Genomic DNA, 16,002 nt, shown 5'->3' with positions numbered 1-16,002 from the left:
CGCGTCGATCCTCGCGCTCTATTTCCTCTCTCGTAAATGGAAGGGGTCCATGAGAAGCATCATTTTTGCCGTCGCCTTGTCTCTCCCGTTGCCGGTCTTTGCCGCAGGCCCGATCGAGGTCAAAGCAGGCGATCACAGCTGCGGCGAGCTTGCCCAGATCATCCGTCAGAATAAAAAGGTTTTTGTCCGCATCGGTTTCGGTGGCCGCAGCTTCCGCTATCCGCCGGCCCAATGCAGCATGGGCGAAAAGCGCACCACGACCAGTTTTCGCGATGCCGAGGGAAAGCAGTGCATTCTCGATTATGCCTGCGTCTTTGACCCTGCGTCGCCTTATAATTTTCCCTAGCGCATTTTGCTTTGTGCGTCCGAAAGGGCGCATGGCGTTCTTGGCGCTTCCTGTTGACACAGGGATCGAGCGGGAAGTGCATGCGGCTGTGCTCAGACGTACAGTTCACAGGGTTCCCGCACTGGCGGCACGCGGTGCGATGCTCTAACTTCGCTCTCTCACATTCAGGAGTTTCCATGAAAAGCGTTGTTCTGGCCGTCGCACTGTTGTTTCCGTCCGTCGCTCTTGCCGTCGAGGCGGTGGAGGTCAATGCCAGGGATCACAGTTGCGAAGAGCTTGCGCAGATCATCCGCAAGGACAAGGCGGTTTTCGTACGCATGGGCTTTGGCGGCCGCAGCTTCCGCTATCCGCCGGCGAGGTGCAATCTCGGCGACAAGTACGACACCGCAAGAGTAAGGGATGCCAATGGCAAGCTTTGCCTCCTCGACTACGAGTGCGTGTACGATCCACAGTCCTTCTATAACAGGATCCCGAAATAATATCCCGATCCCGGCGTTTCCAATAGGGTCAAGAAAAAAGGCCGGGCGAAACTCGCACCGACCTTCCTCGATCAGTCTCGATAACGGCTGCCAGTACATCCGTGGTCAGCCGTTAGAGACAGATATGATATCCCTTAAGTAGGGTTTGCTTAAAATTCTTCAAGATCTCGCGGCAGAAAGGAAGCCGGCTGGGCCGGCTTCTTTCGGCCGAACAGCGGTTACTGCTGGGCAGGGGCAGCCGGCGGAGTGGCCGGTGCGGGTGCCGGTGCAGGCGTTGCGCTGTTGTCAGTCGGAGCGATCGGCTTGGCCGGCGCCGGCTCTGATTGGGTTGTGGAGGCTGTCGTGTCCGGGGATGTGCCGGGGGTGCTCCACTGCGAATAGGCGAATGCAGCGACAGCGATCACGGCCAATGCAGCGACCCAGACAACCCAGGTATTATTGCTGCGCGCGCTCGGCGTGGTGCGCAGATCCAGATTTGGGTTCAGCGGGCGGTTCGGGTCGTTGGCATTATTGGGGTCGTACGTCATGGTACTTTCTCCTCTTTCGGTGACAGAAGAATGCGGAAGCGGGCATTTTGTTCCGTTCTGGGCCGAAGCGCTTGTGCTGATTGGCTTTTCCTACGCATTATTCTCGCTTTACTGGCGCTCCGTGCATTCGCGGCTTTGCCGTTCACCCCTCATCTGCCGGGGGCGACCGGCAGAGACCCGGTGGTAGAGCTGCCGGGTGATCGGGTGCGTTCGTGGATGGCAGGCCGCCGGTGGACGGCAAGCCGCCATGGCGCAAGGCGCTTGACACCACGGGGTCTGTTTGCGAATGATTTCTGCATGGGGTCGCGATCACCCCACGAGGCGTCATGCTGAAGAATCGCGTCCAGTAAAACCGATCAACGGAGGGACGCGTCATGCCGTCATTTCTCGAAATTTCCCCTGACAAGCTCAATCGCCTTATCGGAACCCCCGGTGCGCCTTGCATTATAGACGTTCGCACCGAGGAGGATTTCGCGCTCGATCCCCGTCTGGTGCCTAGCTCGATCCGGCGGGGTCACGCCGAGGTCGGGTCCTGGGCGGGCAGCATCGATGCCGATGCCGTCGTCGTGGTCTGCCAGAAGGGCGCCAAGCTCAGCCATGGCGTCGCCGCCTACCTGCGCCATGCCGGGATCGACGCCGAGAGTCTCGAAGGCGGCTTCGAAGCCTGGGTCGCGGCGGGACCTGTCGTGCCCGAGGAGAAGCTGCCGCGCCGCGACGTGGAGGGACGCACCGTCTGGGTGACGCGGGCGCGACCGAAGATCGACCGCATCGCCTGTCCCTGGCTGATCCGGCGCTTCGTCGATCCGAGCGCCGTATTCCTGTTCGTGCCGGCGCCTGAGGTTTTAGCCGTCAGCGAGCGCTTCGGGGCGGTGCCCTTCGATATCGATGACGTGTTCTGGAGCCATCGCGGCGAACTCTGCACCTTTGATGTCATGGTCGAGGAGTTCGGGCTGGCATCGGAGCCGCTCCTGCGCCTGGCGCGGATCGTCAGGGCGGCGGATACAGCAAGGCTCGATCTCGCGCCCGAGGCGGCAGGCCTGCTGGCCGCCTCGCTCGGCCTCTCCAGGATGTATTCCGACGATCTGGAACAGCTCGAGGCCGGGATGCTTCTCTACGACGCCTTCTTCCGCTGGTGCCGCGATGCGACCGAGGAAACCCACAACTGGCCCGCGCCGAAGAAGAGGGCATGAGATGGTCGAGATGACGGATAATGCGCCCGACGGCAAAATGGCGGAGGAAGACGCGGGAGAGGGGCATCATCACGGCGTCTCGTTTGGCGAGGCCTTCAGGGTGTGGCTGCGCGTCGCCGCCCTGAGCTTCGGCGGCCCCGCCGGCCAGATTGCCGTCATGCACCGGATCATCGTCGACGAGAAGCGATGGATCGGTGAGCATCGTTTTCTGCATGCGCTGAATTATTGCATGCTGCTTCCCGGACCCGAGGCGCAGCAGCTCGCCATCTATATCGGCTGGCTGATGCATCGGACAGTGGGCGGTCTCGTCGCCGGCCTGCTCTTCGTACTGCCTGGGTTCCTGTCGATCCTCGGTCTTAGCTATATCTACGCGGCTTACGGCAATGTCGGCATCGTCGCCGGCCTGTTCTTCGGGCTGAAGGCGGCGGTGCTTGCCGTCGTCGTGCAGGCCGTCATCCGCATCGGCGGCCGTGCGCTCAAGAATCGCGTCATGGTCGGTATCGCGGCTGCGGCCTTCATCGCCATCTTCTTTCTCCATGTGCCGTTCCCGCTGATCGTGCTCGCGGCCGGCATTGCCGGCTTCCTCGGCGGCAGGTTCGGGCTTGCCGCCTTTCAGACGGGTGGCGGCCATAAGGCCGGAAGCGGCCCGGTGCTGTCGGATGCCGAGTCGGCGCTCGGCGAAGGCGTACCGGTGCATGCGCGCCCGAATCTCGCCTGGTCGCTACGCATCTCGGCCGTGCTGCTTGCCCTCTGGCTTGCTCCGCTGGCAGTGCTCTATGCAACCTTCGGTGCTGACAACGTTTTTACCGAAATCGGCCTTTTCTTCAGCAAAATGGCGGTCGTCACCTTCGGCGGGGCCTATGCAGTGCTCGCCTATGTCGCACAGGAGGCCGTGCAGCATTTCGGCTGGCTGAAACCCGGCGAGATGCTGGATGGTCTCGGCATGGCCGAGACGACGCCCGGGCCGCTGATCATGGTCGTCCAGTTCGTCGGCTTCATGGGCGCTTACCGCGATCCGGGAGCGTTGAACCCCATGCTTGCTGCAACCCTTGCGGCGATATTGACGAGCTGGGTCACCTTCGTGCCCTGTTTCCTCTGGATCTTCCTTGGCGCGCCGTTCATCGAAAAACTGCGCGGCAACATTGCGCTCGCCGGCGCGATGTCGGCCATAACAGCGGCGGTGGTCGGGGTTATCCTCAACCTCGCTATCTGGTTTGCCCTGCACACGCTGTTTGCCGAGGTTGCGACCGTCCAGCTTGGCGGCTTGCGGCTCGATATCCCGGTGCTGCAATCGGCCGTGCCGGCAGCAATGGCGCTGTCTGCCGCTGCGGCGATAGCGATCTTCCGCTTCAAGGCTTCCGTGATCGCGACGCTGCTAGCCTGCGCAGCCGCGGGAATGCTCTGGACGCTGGCGGTGAATTAGGCCTCTGCCCCATCCGCAGGAATGCGTGTCGCAAGCATCTTGTCGATACGCATGCCGTCCATGTCGAGAACTTCGAAGCGCCAGTTGTCGAAGACGAAGGTTTCGCCGGCTTCGGGTATGTGCTGGAGTTGATGCAGCGCGAAGCCCGCCAGCGTATGGAAATCGGCATCCGGACGATCGCGCAGGCCGAGCCGTTCGAAGGCGTCGAAGGCCGGCATCATCGCATCGATCAGGAGCGATCCGTCTTCCCTGACGACGATATCGGGTTCTTCGTTGGATCCCGGCAGGTCGCCGGCGATGGCTTCGAGCAGGTCGGTCTGGGTGACGATGCCTTCGAGGCTGCCATATTCGTCGATGACGATGGCGAGGCGAACGGGTGAGGCCTTGAAACTATCGAGCACGCGGACGACCGAGGTCCCCTCATGCAGCACCAACGGCTGCTTCATCACCTCCATCGGCCGGATCTTGCCGCCGTCGAGAACCTGGTCGAGAAGGTCCTTCTTCAACACCATGCCGATCGGCTCGTCGATCGAGCCGCGGGCGACCAGCAATTGCTCATGGCTGCATTCGCGGATGGTCTTCAGGATTTCGGCCTCGCTGTCGTCGGCATCGAACCATTCGATATCGAGACGCGGGGTCATGATGTCGGAGATCGGTCTGTCGCCGATGTTGAACACCCGCTCGACGAGCTGCTGCTGCACCTGGTTGAGAAGGCCGGCCTCCTGGCTCTCGGCGACCAGCAGCTTGAGCTCCTGCGGCGAATGGAACGACGATTCGCCGGTTCCGGCGCGAAGACCGACGCCCCGCAGCACCATGTTGCCCATGCCGTTCAGGACAAAGATCGCCGGCTTGAACAACACCAGGAACAGACCGAGCGGACGCACTACGGCAAGCGAAGTGGCCTCGCTACGCTGAAGCGCCAGGCTCTTCGGCGCGAGCTCGCCGAGCACGATATGCAGGGCTGTGATGATGACGAAGGCGATGACGACGGCAACAGTATGCGCGCCCGCCGTCGCCCATTGCCCGGGCAGCCAGGACAGCAGCGGCTCGATCAGGTGGGCAAGCGCTGGTTCTCCAACCCAGCCGAGGGCGAGCGACGAGATGGTGATGCCGAGCTGGGTGGCTGCAAGGTTGGAGTCGAGATTGTCGACGGCGCGCTGAAGTGCCGAGGCGTTCATGCGGCCTGCCGCAGCGAGTTCGGCGACGCGGCTACGCCTGACCGACACCAGGGCGAATTCGGCGGCAACGAAGAAGCCATTGGCGGCGACGAGAAGAAACACGGCTAGTATCCCAACATAGTCGGAGAGCCCGCCGGCGGAATCGGACATGTTTTCCCTGCCTTCGAATTGATGGGAATCCGAAACTACACGCTCGCACACCGGTGGCAAGGCGTTCCGGCTAGTCCTGGGGCGAGAGATGCCGAAGCCGGGCTGCCGTAATCGAAATACTGCGTCGATTTGCGATACTGGCCGAAAAATGCGTGGCAAACCGCGGGACCGGGATCATGCGTGCGGTTCACCGATGCGAAGCGTAAAACGCTTGGTGAACCGCATGACCGACGCCGCCCCATTCACCTCTTGGGCGCTTCGAAGAGTTCGATCGGGTTTCCGGCCGGATCATCGAGCAGGATCTGCTTGCCGCCGATGCCCTGCACGATCTCGTTGCGGAAGCGCGCACCGGCCTGGCGCAGCGTGGTGACTTTCGCCTCCAGGTCTCCGACCTCAATCTGGATACGATTCCATCCGCCAGGCTCCGGCTTTCGCCCGTCGGGCATTGCTTGAGATGCTCCGCCCGGTCCCGTCATGCCGCTGACGAACAGACGAAAACCGTCCCTGGTCAGGATGGCGAAACTCGGTGCGGGACGAAGCGCGACGGAGAAGCCGAGATGTCTTGTGTAGAATTCCACCGCGGCGTCGACGTCGTCGACGATGTAGCGCATGCTGATACCGGGCATGTTTTCCTCCATTGTGGTCTTCGTTGTCTCGATCTGATCGTCCCCTCGCGGGACATGCAGAATTCTCCTGTTCCCAAGATCGAAACTCGATTATGCGCCCGTTTCAATTTTTTTTATGTATCTCGTTATGCCAAACCGCTGAGCACCTTTAGGCGAGACTAGATCGAATCGAGAGCATGCCGCCTGCCGCCAGCAGTAGGACAACCCTCCACGGCCGCACCTTCTAGGCGATTAGCAGCAGAGGCCGAAGGGATTCAGAGGACGAAGCCAACCGGCCGCGCCAAAACCTCGATCACCGTGTATGAGTTTAATCTAAAGTATAAGCTTGGACCCGTAGCTATTGGATTCCATTACAAAAGTTTAATTTATACTTCAGTTTCGGTTCATCTTTTCGGCCCTAGTTTGGTTACGCGCCCAACACGAGGAACCCCACATGAAAAAGATTTTTGCAGCTCTTCTTTCCGCCTCCTTCCTTCTGTCCCCGATGGTTGTTTCCCAGGCCAGCGCCGACGATCATCGCCGTCCGCCTGTCGTCGTGCATAAGAAGGTGGTGGTCAAAAAGACGGTCGTCCGGTCGCATTGGAAGAGGGGATACCGCGTCAATGCCAGCGAACGTCGCCGGTTCTCCGATGTCAACGACTACCGCCGCTACCGGCTGGCGCCCCCGCCGCGCGGTTATCGCTGGGTGCGGGCCGATAACGACTACCTGCTGATCGGCGTCACCAGCGGCACCATCTCCAGCATTATTGCCGGTCGCTGATCGGTCGATAAATCAGGAAGGGCGGCTTCGGCCGCCTTTTTGACTATGGGAGGGCGCGCAGCCGTTTCGCGCCCTTCCTCCTCTTCTTGAACTGGCGGCGGTTATGACCCGCTTCAGGGTTGCCTGCGTGACGGCATGACCCGTTCAGCAATGATGCCGAGAAAACCTCTTGGTCTTCCGACTTCAGCGTCGGTATCCTCCTCATGCGTAAGCGGATGAAGCCCTTCGATCGGCGGCAGTGGTTCGCATTCGGTACAGACGCAGAGAGTGCGTTTGATTGCCTTCGCCTTCATGCCGCCTGCCTGTTCCAGCTGGCGAAAGGATCGGGCAGATCGCGCCAGCGCTCGGGCGCGAAGGCCTCTGTCCTGATAAGACAGGCGTCGAGTTCCTTTCTGATCCAGGCTTCGTCCATGGGATCGGCGCCGATGAAGACGATTTCCTGGCGGCGGTCGCCCCAGACGGGGTCGAGATAGGGGCCGATGGCGCGCATGAAGGCCGGTTCCTCAGGCCATTGTTCGCGGGGTACGGCTGCCCACCAGAGACCCATCTTGCCAGTGCGCACGATCGCGCCCGCCTGGCTGATCTCGCCGACATGATGCGGGCGGGTCGCCAGCCAGAAGAAGCCCTTGGCGCGCACCACGCCCGGCCAGCTTCGGTCGAGGAAGGCCTGCAGCTTTGCCGGGTGGAAGGGCCGCTTCTCGCGATAGACGAAGGAGCGAATGCCATATTCCTCAGTCTCCGGCACGTGATCGCGGAAGCCGTGCAGCTCCTTGTACCAGAGCGGATGGGTCTCGGCCTTGTCGATATCGAAGCGGCCGGTGCCGAGCACGTCTTTCAGGGCGACCTTGCCGAAATCCGCCTCGATCAGCTTTGCATCCGGGTTGAGGCCGGTGATGATCTTGCGCGCGGCGTCGCGCTCATCATTGGTTGCCGTGCCGATTTTGTTCAGCACCACGACGTCGGCGAATTCGATCTGCTCGACCAGCAGGTCGACGATGGTTCTGTTGTCGCCGTCGCCGGCCGTTTCTCCGCGGTCGGCGAGGAAATCGGCTGAGGCGTAGTCGGAAAGCAGGTTGGCGGCGTCGACAACGGTCGCCATGGTGTCGAGCCTTGCGACGTCGGAAAGGCTTTGGCCGTTCTCGTCGCGGAATTCGAAGGTGGTGGCGACGGGCAGGGGCTCTGCGATGCCTGTGGATTCGATCAAGAGGTAATCGAAGCGGCCCTGATCGGCGAGCTGGCGGACCTCCTTCAACAGGTCGTCGCGCAGCGTGCAGCAGATGCAGCCATTGGTCATCTCGACCAGCTGCTCCTCGGTGCGCGAGAGATTGGCGCCGCCGTCGCGCACCAGCGTGGCGTCGATATTCACTTCGCTCATGTCGTTGACGATGACGGCGACACGCAGGCCCTCGCGATTGGCGAGGACGTGGTTGAGCAGCGTCGTCTTGCCGGCGCCGAGAAAGCCTGAAAGCACCGTGACCGGAAGCCTGTTGTCCATGGGAACCTCATTGCTATTAATGTTATATCATTACATATGGAGTGCCGAAAAAAGGCGGAACGGGGTCATCCGCCTCTTTCCGCCTCAGCTCTCTCCGCGAGACCGCGCGGCAATCATGCGCCGGAGAGGCAAGCCTTCATGCTGTCGGCGATGCCGCGCATGAGGGTGAAGTAGAGATCGGGGCCGGCCTTCAGCGTCGCCGCTTCCGGGTCGAGCACGCCTGACTTGGCTTTCGTGCCTTCGGTGACGACTTTGACGAGGCGCGGCTCGAACTGCGGTTCGGCAAAGACGCAGGTTGCGCCGAGTTCGCCGACCTTGCGGTGGATTTCAGAGACGCGCTCGGCGCCGGGAATAGTTTCCGGACTGACGGTGATCGAGCCGGCGACGCGGATGCCGTAGCGGTGCTCGAAATATTGGTAGGCGTCATGGAAGACAACGAAGGGCTTGTCCTTGACGGGGGCGACGGTGGCGGCAATCTCCTTGTCCAGCGCCGTCAGCCTATCATCAAGCGCCTTGGCATTGGCCTGGTAGGTCAGGGCATTGGCGGGATCGGCGGCGACCAGCGTCGTGGTGATTACCGCGGCCATCGCCTTCGCATTCATCGGATCGAGCCAGAGGTGCGTGTCGAAGGCGCCGTGCCCGTGGTCATGTTCTTCATGATCATCATGATGGGCGTGGCCATCATCATGTCCGGGTTTGGCGGCATCGTGATCATGATCATGATCATCGGCGGAGGCGCTGTCGTGGTCGGCGTCGTCATGCGGCTCGAAGGCGCCGCCTTCGCGGAAGGGCAGCCTGGTCAGATCAGGCGCCTTGTCGAGCTCGACGACGCTGGCGTTCGAGCCTAGCGCCTCGAGCGGCTTTTCCAGGAAAGCCTCCAGGTTCGGGCCGACCCAGAAGACGACCTTCGCCTCCTGCAGGGCACGCGCGTTCGATGGCTTCATGCTGTAAGTATGCGGGGAGGCGGCGCCATCGACGATCAATTCAGGTTCGCCGACACCCTGCATGATCGCCGAAACCAGCGAATGGATCGGCTTGATCGAGGTGACGACGACGGGCGCATCGGCTGCCTGCATGGCGCCGGAAAAGAGCAGGGTGGGGATCGCCAGGACCGGGATTGCGAGGGCCGGCATTCTGAGGGCCAAGATTTTGAGGGCGGGCCCCAAGGCGCGTTTCATCAATATGCTCCGCTTGAATTGCAGTCGTTATGTTATTACATCAATTGCGTTATGCTATAACGTGTGCAATAGCAGGACGCAACAGCACTTTCGGAAAATTTGATGCTCTCTCCCGCAAAGACCTCCGCTGGTATCAGGGCCGAACCGCTGGTTTCGCTTGAAGATGTCGGCATTCTGCGCAACGGCCGCTGGCTGGTGCGCGGCGTCGATTTTTCCGTCGCGCGCGGCGAGATCGTCACGCTGATCGGGCCGAACGGCTCGGGCAAATCGACCAGCGCCAAGGCGGCGATCGGTGTGTTGAAGCCCGACGAGGGCAGGGTGGAGCGCAGGGCCGGCCTCAAGGTCGGCTATGTCCCGCAGAAGCTGTCGATCGACTGGACCCTGCCGCTTTCGGTGCGCCGGCTGATGACGCTGACCGGCCCGCTGCCGGAGCGCGACATGCTCTCGGCGCTCGAATCCGCCGGCATCGCTCACATGCTCGATGCCGAAGTGCAGCATCTTTCCGGTGGCGAATTCCAGCGGGCGCTGATGGCCCGGGCGATTGCCCGCAAGCCGGATCTGCTAGTGCTCGACGAGCCGGTGCAGGGTGTCGATTTCTCCGGCGAGATCGCCCTCTACGACCTCATCAAGTCGATCCGCAATGCGACGGGCTGCGGCATCCTGCTGATCTCGCACGACCTGCATGTCGTCATGGCCGAAACCGATACGGTCATCTGCCTCAACGGACATGTCTGCTGCCGCGGCACGCCTGAATCCGTCAGCCGCAGCCCGGAATATGTGCGCCTGTTCGGCAGCCGGGCGGCGCAGACGCTGGCCGTCTACAGCCATCACCACGATCATACGCATCTGCCGGACGGTCGGGTGCAACATGCTGACGGCACGGTGACCGATCATTGCCACCCCGACGACGGCCATCACGCGCATGAGCATGGGCATGCCGGTCATGAACATGGTCACGATCACACCGACCATGCCCATCCGCACGCGCATGTAGCGGGAGAGCGCCATGTTTGACGATTTCTTCGTGCGTGCCATCCTTGCCGGCGTCGGCCTGGCGGTGACGACGGGGCCGCTCGGCTGCTTCATCATCTGGCGGCGCATGGCTTATTTCGGCGATACGATCGCCCATTCGGCGCTGCTCGGCGTCGCATTGTCGCTGCTCTTCGAACTCAACCTGACACTGGCTGTCTTCGCCGTCGCCGCCCTCGTGTCGGTGCTGCTGCTCTTCCTGCAGAAACGCCAGGCGCTGTCGGCCGATGCGCTGCTCGGCATTCTCTCGCATGCCACACTCGCGATCGGCCTCGTCATGGTCGCCTTCATGAGCTGGGTGCGGATCGATCTCATCGCCTTCCTGTTCGGCGATATCCTTGCCGTTTCCACCACCGATATCGCGCTGATCTGGGGCGGCGGGCTGTTCGTGCTCGTGGCAATGGCCTGGCTCTGGCGGCCGCTCTTGGCTGCGACCGTCAATGCCGAGCTCGCCGAGGCCGAGGGGCTGAAGCCGGAGCGGGCGCGGCTGTTCTTCATGCTGCTGATGGCCGTCGTCATCGCCATTGCCATGAAGATCGTCGGCATCATGCTGATTACCTCGCTGCTGATCATTCCGGCGGCTGCGGCCCGGCGCTTCTCGCCGACGCCGGAGATCATGGCGGTGCTCGCCTCGCTGATCGGGGCGGCGGCCGTCGTCGGCGGGCTGTTCGGCTCGCTCACCTACGACACGCCCTCCGGCCCCTCGATCGTCGTCGCGGCACTGATCCTCTTCATTCTCAGCCTGCTTCCCGTCAGGCGCCACCGCGCGGTCATGCAAGGACAAGGCTCATGACGACACCGCAATTGACCAAGAACCAGTCGCTGGTCTTCGACGTGCTCGAAAAGGCCGAAGGGCCGCTCAGCGCCTATACCATCCTCGACAAGCTGCGCGACCACGGTTTTCGCGCGCCGCTGCAGGTCTACCGGGCGCTGGAGAAGCTGCTCGAATATGGCGTGGTGCACCGGCTCGAAAGCATCAACTCCTTCGTCGCCTGCGCCCATCCGGGCGACGACTGCCACAGCCACGGCATCGTCGCCTTCGCGATCTGCGAAAGCTGCGGCCAGGTGACGGAGTTCCACGACCACGAGGTCGACCACCGGCTGATGGAATGGGTGCGCGGGCAGAAGTTCAAGCCTGAAAAGACGACGATCGAGATCCGCGGATTGTGCGAGGCCTGCGCGGCGTAAGCTTCCTCGCATTCGCTAGACGATCGCCTCGCGCTCACCGAAAGGAGTGTCGTCATCAAAGTCGTGGGTGCCGATTTGGTTGTTCCGCCTTTTCTTCGGCGTCTTCCAGTTCTTACGATATTGCATTCCGCTATCTTTACCTGAGAATCCAAGCCAGGGGCGATCGCGTGACGAAAACAGAACTCGCGGAGATATACCGCGGCTACATCGCCTGCTTGAACAGACAGGACTGGCCCAATCTCGGGCAGTTCGTCGGCGACGATGCGGCTCATAACGGCCGGCGGCTCGGGCTGTCGGGTTACGTCGCCATGCTCGAGCAGGACTTCGATGAGATTCCCGATCTCTATTTCAAGGTGCTGATGCTGCTTTGCGATCCGCCATACATCGCCTGCCGGCTCGGCTTCGATTGCAGGCCGAAGGCAAAATTCCTCGGCCTCGATGTGAAGGGCAGGCGCCTTTCCTTCACCGAGAACGTCATTTACGAATTTCGCGGCGGTAAGATCGTCGAGGTCTGGTCGGTCATCGATAAGGCGGCGATCGAGTCCCAGCTTGCGGGCTCGAATTGATCGCGCGGATCAGATGATGGCGACGCGCTCGCCGAAGGGCGTATCGTCGTCGAAATTGCGGGTGCCGATTCGATCGCTTTCGCCTGACAAGACCGGCTGTTCCGCCTGTTCGCCGGCCTCTTCGCCGTCGTCCGATGTCGCATGCCCGTGCCGCTTTTGCGGGTGCTCCTCTTCTTCGACGATCAGATCCGCGTGCGGGATGAGACCGCTTGCGGATTCCTTCTCTATGGCCTTCTTCACCACCAGTTGATCGGCGGTGATCTGCGACTGGCGGGCGGCGACCCAGGCATTGTCGGGTTCGGAGCCGATCGAGGTGCTGGTGCCGACCTTGGTGGGTTCGGACGCGGCGGTGGCGGAGATGGGGTTGATCGCATCGACCATGAGATTCTCCTGCTGGAACAGGATGATTTTAGGCCGGATCGGTCTAAACCTGAATCCTGTTCTAAATTAAATAGTTAGAGCATGATGTTATCCGAAAACGGCTTACAGTTTTCGGCATCATGCTCATGGCGAAGCGGCGAACCAGCCGCCCGCTTCCCGGGATGAAAACGGCGCGGTCTTCGGGCCAATCAGGGAGACATATCGAGCCCGCGCCGAAAAACACAAGGGGACATTGACGTGACTGCCACCTCGGACAATGACGAAATCGGTAGCAGGTTGCGGAAAATTCGACGAAGAATTGTGTGCACAAGTGGGTGCTCGGCGCGTGGTTAATGTAAGAATCGGAAACACTTTGTGACTAAGTGTCTCCAAAAGCAGCGTTTTTTGACTTGCTGCGCGCGAAGACATGACGGATATTGTTTAAACGTTGAGGAAGCCGTCATGATCAGAATGATTGAAAACCCTGCCGAACTGGCTGGCGAAGATATCACCGGCAAATATATTCTCCGGAGGCTGAACTATCACTGGTTCGCCTACGGCAAGGCGGCTATCGTAACCGCCTGCAAGGGAACGATCCTGCATCTCGAGCGGGAAGAGACGGTCTATTCCGAGCGTTGGGGACGTCGCGCCTATACGGGCACCGGCAGACGTTATCCCGGCGGCATCTGTCCCATTTCTGCGGTCGCCTGCGTTTGCGACACGCCAGACGACGTCAACGCCGTCATTCAGCTGGATGTCGAAGCGCAGGACGAATTCTATCAGCTGATCGCAAAGGCCGAAGCCAGGGTTCAGGCTCTTGCCTCCTCTTCACGAAACAGCCAGTTTCTCGAAGCCGCCGAGTAAGGCTGCTCCTTTCCGAAACCCGCCTGAGCCGTCATTGCGGTGGCGCCGGCATGGCGCTGTCGCTCGGATCGCTCTATGCTCCAGGCGTGTGGTGAGCAGCACTAGGCAGGCGCCCAGCTACCCGCCCCGTCCTTCGAGGCTCCGGCCTTTGGCTTCCGCGCATCAGGATGAAGGCTGATCGGCGTGCCATACCGCGAAGACGACGATGTGCTTTGCCGCTAGGAAGGTTACCGGCGCGCCTTGCCGCGGCACCTCCCGTCGAACCGGGCTGCAACCTCTCTCCAGCCTCATCCTGAGGCGCCCCGAAGGGGCCTCGAAGGGCGGGGCTGGCCGCCACCTCTGAGTCGCCGGCGTCACCCGATCTGCCGGAGATCACGGGCGAAGCGTTGCCAGTTGGTGATGTAGCTCTCGGCCGAGCGGCGGATGGCTTCGACCGCCGCTTCGTCGAGCTGGCGCACGACCCGGGCAGGCGCCCCGACGATCAGCGAATTGTCAGGGAATTGCTTCCCCTCCGTCACCAGCGCATTGGCGCCGACGAGGCAGTTGTTGCCGATCTTCGCACCGTTCAGGATGGTGGCGCCCATGCCGATCAGCGTGTTGTTGCCGATGGTGCAGCCGTGAAGGATGGCATGGTGGCCGATGGTGCAGCCTTTGCCGATCGTCAGCGGGAAGCCCATGTCCGTATGGGCCATCACGCCTTCCTGGATGTTGGTGCCTTCGCCGACGCTGATCTTCTCGTTGTCGCCGCGCAGCACGGCGCCGAACCAGATGCCGACATTCTCGCCAAGCTCGATCTGGCCGATGATGTTGGCATCCGGGGCGATCCAATAGAGGCCGGCGGCGGGCAGTTTCGGCGTCGATCCGCCAAGCGCGTAGACGGGCATCGCTTCCTCCTCAGACGACCTCGACCGATAGGGTGGCGACGCCGTCGATGCCGCAATTGATGCGATCGCCCCTGGCCACCGCGCCGACGCCGGCGGGCGTGCCCGTCATGATGATATCGCCGGGTGCGAGAGTGAAGAGCTTCGACAGTTCGGCGATGATCTCCGGTACCTTCCAGATCATCTGGTTGAGATCGCCGTCCTGCACACGCTTGCCGTTCTGTTCCAGCCAGATCTTGCCTCCAGCGGGGTGGCCGAGGCGGCTTGCCGGAACGATCGGCGAGATAGGGGCGGAATGTTCGAAGGCTTTGCCGACCTCCCAGGGACGGCCAAGCTTCTTTGCCTCGCCCTGGAGGTCGCGGCGGGTGAAATCGATGCCGACGGCGTAGCCGTAGACGCAGTCGAGCGCGTCCGCTGCCTCGATGTTTGCGCCGCCTGATTTCAGCGCCAGCACGCATTCGACCTCGTAATGCACGTCGTTCGACAGCGACGGATAGGGAAAGGCCTTGCCCGCCGGCAGCAGGTTGTCGGCATTCTTCTGGAAGAAGAAGGGCGGCTCGCGACTGGGATCATGGCCCATCTCGATCGCATGGTCGGCATAGTTGCGCCCGACGCAATAGACGCGGCGCACCGGAAAACGCTCGGCGCTGCCGTCCACCGGCAGCAGTACCGGTGCTGGACGCGGAATGACGGTGGCGGGATGGGGCATTGGCGGGTTCTTCCTGTTTCGAGTCTTGCTTTGCGGGTCATATTAGACGGAAATCGGCGCGTCGGGGAAGCGTCCTTGGCCGGCGCATTGACGCTATCACTATCCAGCGGTAGCGTTACCGCCATGAGCAGGACTTTTGCAGTTTCGACGACGTCTACGACCACCGCATCGCGGTGGGTGGTAGACGCGTGAACTGAATTCCGTTCATTGCTGTTGAAGCCAACCCGCCGGATACGAGCGGGTTTTTTGTTACCGCTCGTCTCCCGTATTCGAGGACGAGATCGTGGACGACATCCAGAAACATGTTCTTGCGGAGCGGGCGCTGGCCGTCGCCCGCCACTGCATCGCCAGCCGCTATCCCGGGGGCCGCATTCGCCTATGTCGCCGGCTCCATCATGCGGGGCGAAGGCACCACTTTTTCGGATATCGATCTGGTCGTCGTGTTCTCGTCGCTCGAAAGAGCATGGCGGGAGTCGTTCACCGCGGATGGTTTTCCAGTCGAGGCCTTCGTCCACGATCCGCAGACGCTGGCGCATTATCTCCATCAGGACGCAGACAGCGGCTATCCCATTATGGCCAACATGGTCGCGACGGGCTGTATAGTGGGATCGGATATCGACAGCGCAGGTGTCATACAGGCAAAGGCGGCAAGCATGCTGGCGACGGGGCCGAAACCTCTTGCCGGCGAAAGCTACGACATGCCGCGCTATCAAGTCACCGATCTTGCTGACGATCTGCGCGGCGATCGCCCGCCCGCAGAAGTCGCCGCCATCGCCGCACTTCTATACCAGAAGCTCGCGGACCTGATCCTGATCGGACGCGGCGCCTGGACCGGCCGCGGCAAGTGGGCGCCGCGTCTTTTGAAGAAGCTCGACGCGCATTGGCAGCCGAATTCGACGCGGCGTTCGCGCTGGCGGGGCAGGGCGACGGCGCCCAATTCCTGGCTTTGGCCGACCGGGAGCTTGGCTTGCATGGCGGCCGTTATTTCGAGGGGTATAGGCAGAACGCGCCGCTGGAAGCGCGCCGCCTGGAATAATTGGTATCGGTCACGTT

Annotated in this window: 19 protein-coding genes and 1 pseudogene; 11 read left to right on the top strand and 9 right to left on the bottom strand. The window is 61.7% G+C overall.

The window, feature by feature from the left end; all coding sequences use genetic code 11:
• The first annotated feature begins 49 nt into the window (after positions 1–49).
• Entirely contained in the window at positions 50–346 is a 297-nt protein-coding gene (locus tag OIU37_RS06360) for a hypothetical protein (RefSeq protein WP_171603965.1), read from the top strand.
• Positions 347–522: 176 nt separating this feature from the next.
• A complete protein-coding gene (locus tag OIU37_RS06355) occupies positions 523–825 on the top strand; it encodes a hypothetical protein (RefSeq protein ID WP_028740913.1) in 303 nt (100 codons plus the stop codon).
• 218 nt (positions 826–1,043) lie between these two features.
• Here OIU37_RS06355 and OIU37_RS06350 read toward each other — a convergent pair whose 3' ends face one another.
• Complete coding sequence (locus tag OIU37_RS06350) at positions 1,044–1,352, bottom strand: hypothetical protein (protein WP_128401574.1); 309 nt, start codon at positions 1,350–1,352, stop codon at positions 1,044–1,046.
• 374 nt (positions 1,353–1,726) lie between these two features.
• On the opposite strand from OIU37_RS06350, the gene OIU37_RS06345 reads away from it, so the two are divergent.
• Together OIU37_RS06345 and chrA are read left to right on the top strand one after the other, a co-directional pair.
• Positions 1,727–2,542: a sulfurtransferase/chromate resistance protein gene (locus OIU37_RS06345; protein ID WP_180694645.1), complete on the top strand. Its 816-nt coding sequence runs from the start codon at positions 1,727–1,729 to the stop codon at positions 2,540–2,542.
• 1 nt (position 2,543) lies between these two features.
• Complete coding sequence (chrA, locus tag OIU37_RS06340; RefSeq protein WP_180694646.1) at positions 2,544–3,965, top strand: chromate efflux transporter; 1,422 nt, start codon at positions 2,544–2,546, stop codon at positions 3,963–3,965.
• Here the strand turns inward: chrA and OIU37_RS06335 are convergent.
• Together OIU37_RS06335 and OIU37_RS06330 are read right to left on the bottom strand one after the other, a co-directional pair.
• A complete protein-coding gene (locus tag OIU37_RS06335; RefSeq protein WP_180694647.1) occupies positions 3,962–5,293 on the bottom strand; it encodes a hemolysin family protein in 1,332 nt (443 codons plus the stop codon). The two genes, chrA and OIU37_RS06335, sit on opposite strands and share 4 nt — an antisense overlap.
• A 242-nt stretch (positions 5,294–5,535) precedes the next feature.
• Positions 5,536–5,919 (bottom strand): VOC family protein, encoded by a 384-nt coding sequence (locus tag OIU37_RS06330; RefSeq protein ID WP_180694648.1) that lies wholly within the window; start codon positions 5,917–5,919, stop codon positions 5,536–5,538.
• A 433-nt stretch (positions 5,920–6,352) separates the two neighbouring features.
• Between OIU37_RS06330 and OIU37_RS06325 the strand changes: the two genes are divergently transcribed.
• Positions 6,353–6,679, top strand: coding sequence for an RcnB family protein (locus OIU37_RS06325; RefSeq protein WP_180694649.1), 327 nt, complete (start codon positions 6,353–6,355; stop codon positions 6,677–6,679).
• Between the two features lie 113 nt (positions 6,680–6,792).
• On the opposite strand, the gene OIU37_RS06320 is transcribed toward OIU37_RS06325, so the two are convergent.
• From OIU37_RS06320 to znuA, 3 genes are all read right to left on the bottom strand, one after another.
• Positions 6,793–6,972 carry a hypothetical protein gene (locus OIU37_RS06320; protein WP_246812981.1) on the bottom strand — a complete coding sequence of 60 codons (180 nt, stop codon included), beginning with the start codon at positions 6,970–6,972 and terminating at the stop codon, positions 6,793–6,795.
• The gene (zigA, locus tag OIU37_RS06315; RefSeq protein ID WP_180694650.1) at positions 6,969–8,174 is read right to left on the bottom strand and encodes a zinc metallochaperone GTPase ZigA; all 1,206 of its coding nucleotides are present in this window, start codon (positions 8,172–8,174) and stop codon (positions 6,969–6,971) included. Before zigA ends, OIU37_RS06320 begins: the two co-directional genes overlap by 4 nt.
• A gap of 113 nt (positions 8,175–8,287) precedes the next feature.
• Positions 8,288–9,352 carry a zinc ABC transporter substrate-binding protein ZnuA gene (gene znuA / locus OIU37_RS06310; RefSeq protein WP_182209447.1) on the bottom strand — a complete coding sequence of 355 codons (1,065 nt, stop codon included), beginning with the start codon at positions 9,350–9,352 and terminating at the stop codon, positions 8,288–8,290.
• Between the two features lie 102 nt (positions 9,353–9,454).
• Between znuA and OIU37_RS06305 the strand changes: the two genes are divergently transcribed.
• From OIU37_RS06305 to OIU37_RS06290, 4 genes are all read left to right on the top strand, one after another.
• Entirely contained in the window at positions 9,455–10,366 is a 912-nt protein-coding gene (locus OIU37_RS06305) for a metal ABC transporter ATP-binding protein (RefSeq protein WP_182209446.1), read from the top strand.
• Positions 10,359–11,174 (top strand): zinc ABC transporter permease subunit ZnuB, encoded by an 816-nt coding sequence (znuB, locus tag OIU37_RS06300; protein WP_171603954.1) that lies wholly within the window; start codon positions 10,359–10,361, stop codon positions 11,172–11,174. Before OIU37_RS06305 ends, znuB begins: the two co-directional genes overlap by 8 nt.
• Positions 11,171–11,569 (top strand): Fur family transcriptional regulator, encoded by a 399-nt coding sequence (locus OIU37_RS06295; protein WP_011652680.1) that lies wholly within the window; start codon positions 11,171–11,173, stop codon positions 11,567–11,569. The genes znuB and OIU37_RS06295 overlap by 4 nt, the downstream gene beginning before the upstream one ends.
• A gap of 167 nt (positions 11,570–11,736) precedes the next feature.
• A complete protein-coding gene (locus tag OIU37_RS06290) occupies positions 11,737–12,135 on the top strand; it encodes an ester cyclase (RefSeq protein WP_264256492.1) in 399 nt (132 codons plus the stop codon).
• A 9-nt stretch (positions 12,136–12,144) separates the two neighbouring features.
• Here the strand turns inward: OIU37_RS06290 and OIU37_RS06285 are convergent, their stop codons facing one another.
• On the bottom strand, positions 12,145–12,516 hold the full coding sequence (locus OIU37_RS06285) for a hypothetical protein (RefSeq protein ID WP_182209443.1): 372 nt from the start codon (positions 12,514–12,516) through the stop codon (positions 12,145–12,147).
• Between the two features lie 441 nt (positions 12,517–12,957).
• On the opposite strand from OIU37_RS06285, the gene OIU37_RS06280 reads away from it, so the two are divergent.
• Entirely contained in the window at positions 12,958–13,359 is a 402-nt protein-coding gene (locus tag OIU37_RS06280) for a hypothetical protein (protein WP_180694656.1), read from the top strand.
• Between the two features lie 353 nt (positions 13,360–13,712).
• Here OIU37_RS06280 and OIU37_RS06275 read toward each other — a convergent pair whose 3' ends face one another.
• Positions 13,713–14,243: a gamma carbonic anhydrase family protein gene (locus OIU37_RS06275; RefSeq protein WP_264256489.1), complete on the bottom strand. Its 531-nt coding sequence runs from the start codon at positions 14,241–14,243 to the stop codon at positions 13,713–13,715.
• Between the two features lie 10 nt (positions 14,244–14,253).
• Positions 14,254–14,949 (bottom strand): fumarylacetoacetate hydrolase family protein, encoded by a 696-nt coding sequence (locus OIU37_RS06270; protein WP_240602900.1) that lies wholly within the window; start codon positions 14,947–14,949, stop codon positions 14,254–14,256.
• Between the two features lie 283 nt (positions 14,950–15,232).
• On the opposite strand from OIU37_RS06270, the pseudogene OIU37_RS06265 reads away from it, so the two are divergent.
• Positions 15,233–15,985: pseudogene (locus OIU37_RS06265) on the top strand (nucleotidyltransferase domain-containing protein).
• Positions 15,986–16,002 lie beyond the last annotated feature (17 nt).

The sequence above is a fragment of the Rhizobium sp. BT-226 genome (genome assembly GCF_025847085.2).
Lineage (GTDB): Bacteria > Pseudomonadota > Alphaproteobacteria > Rhizobiales > Rhizobiaceae > Rhizobium > Rhizobium sophorae.
Note: the sequence above shows the minus strand (reverse complement) of the source record. Positions and strands in the feature narration are given on the sequence as shown.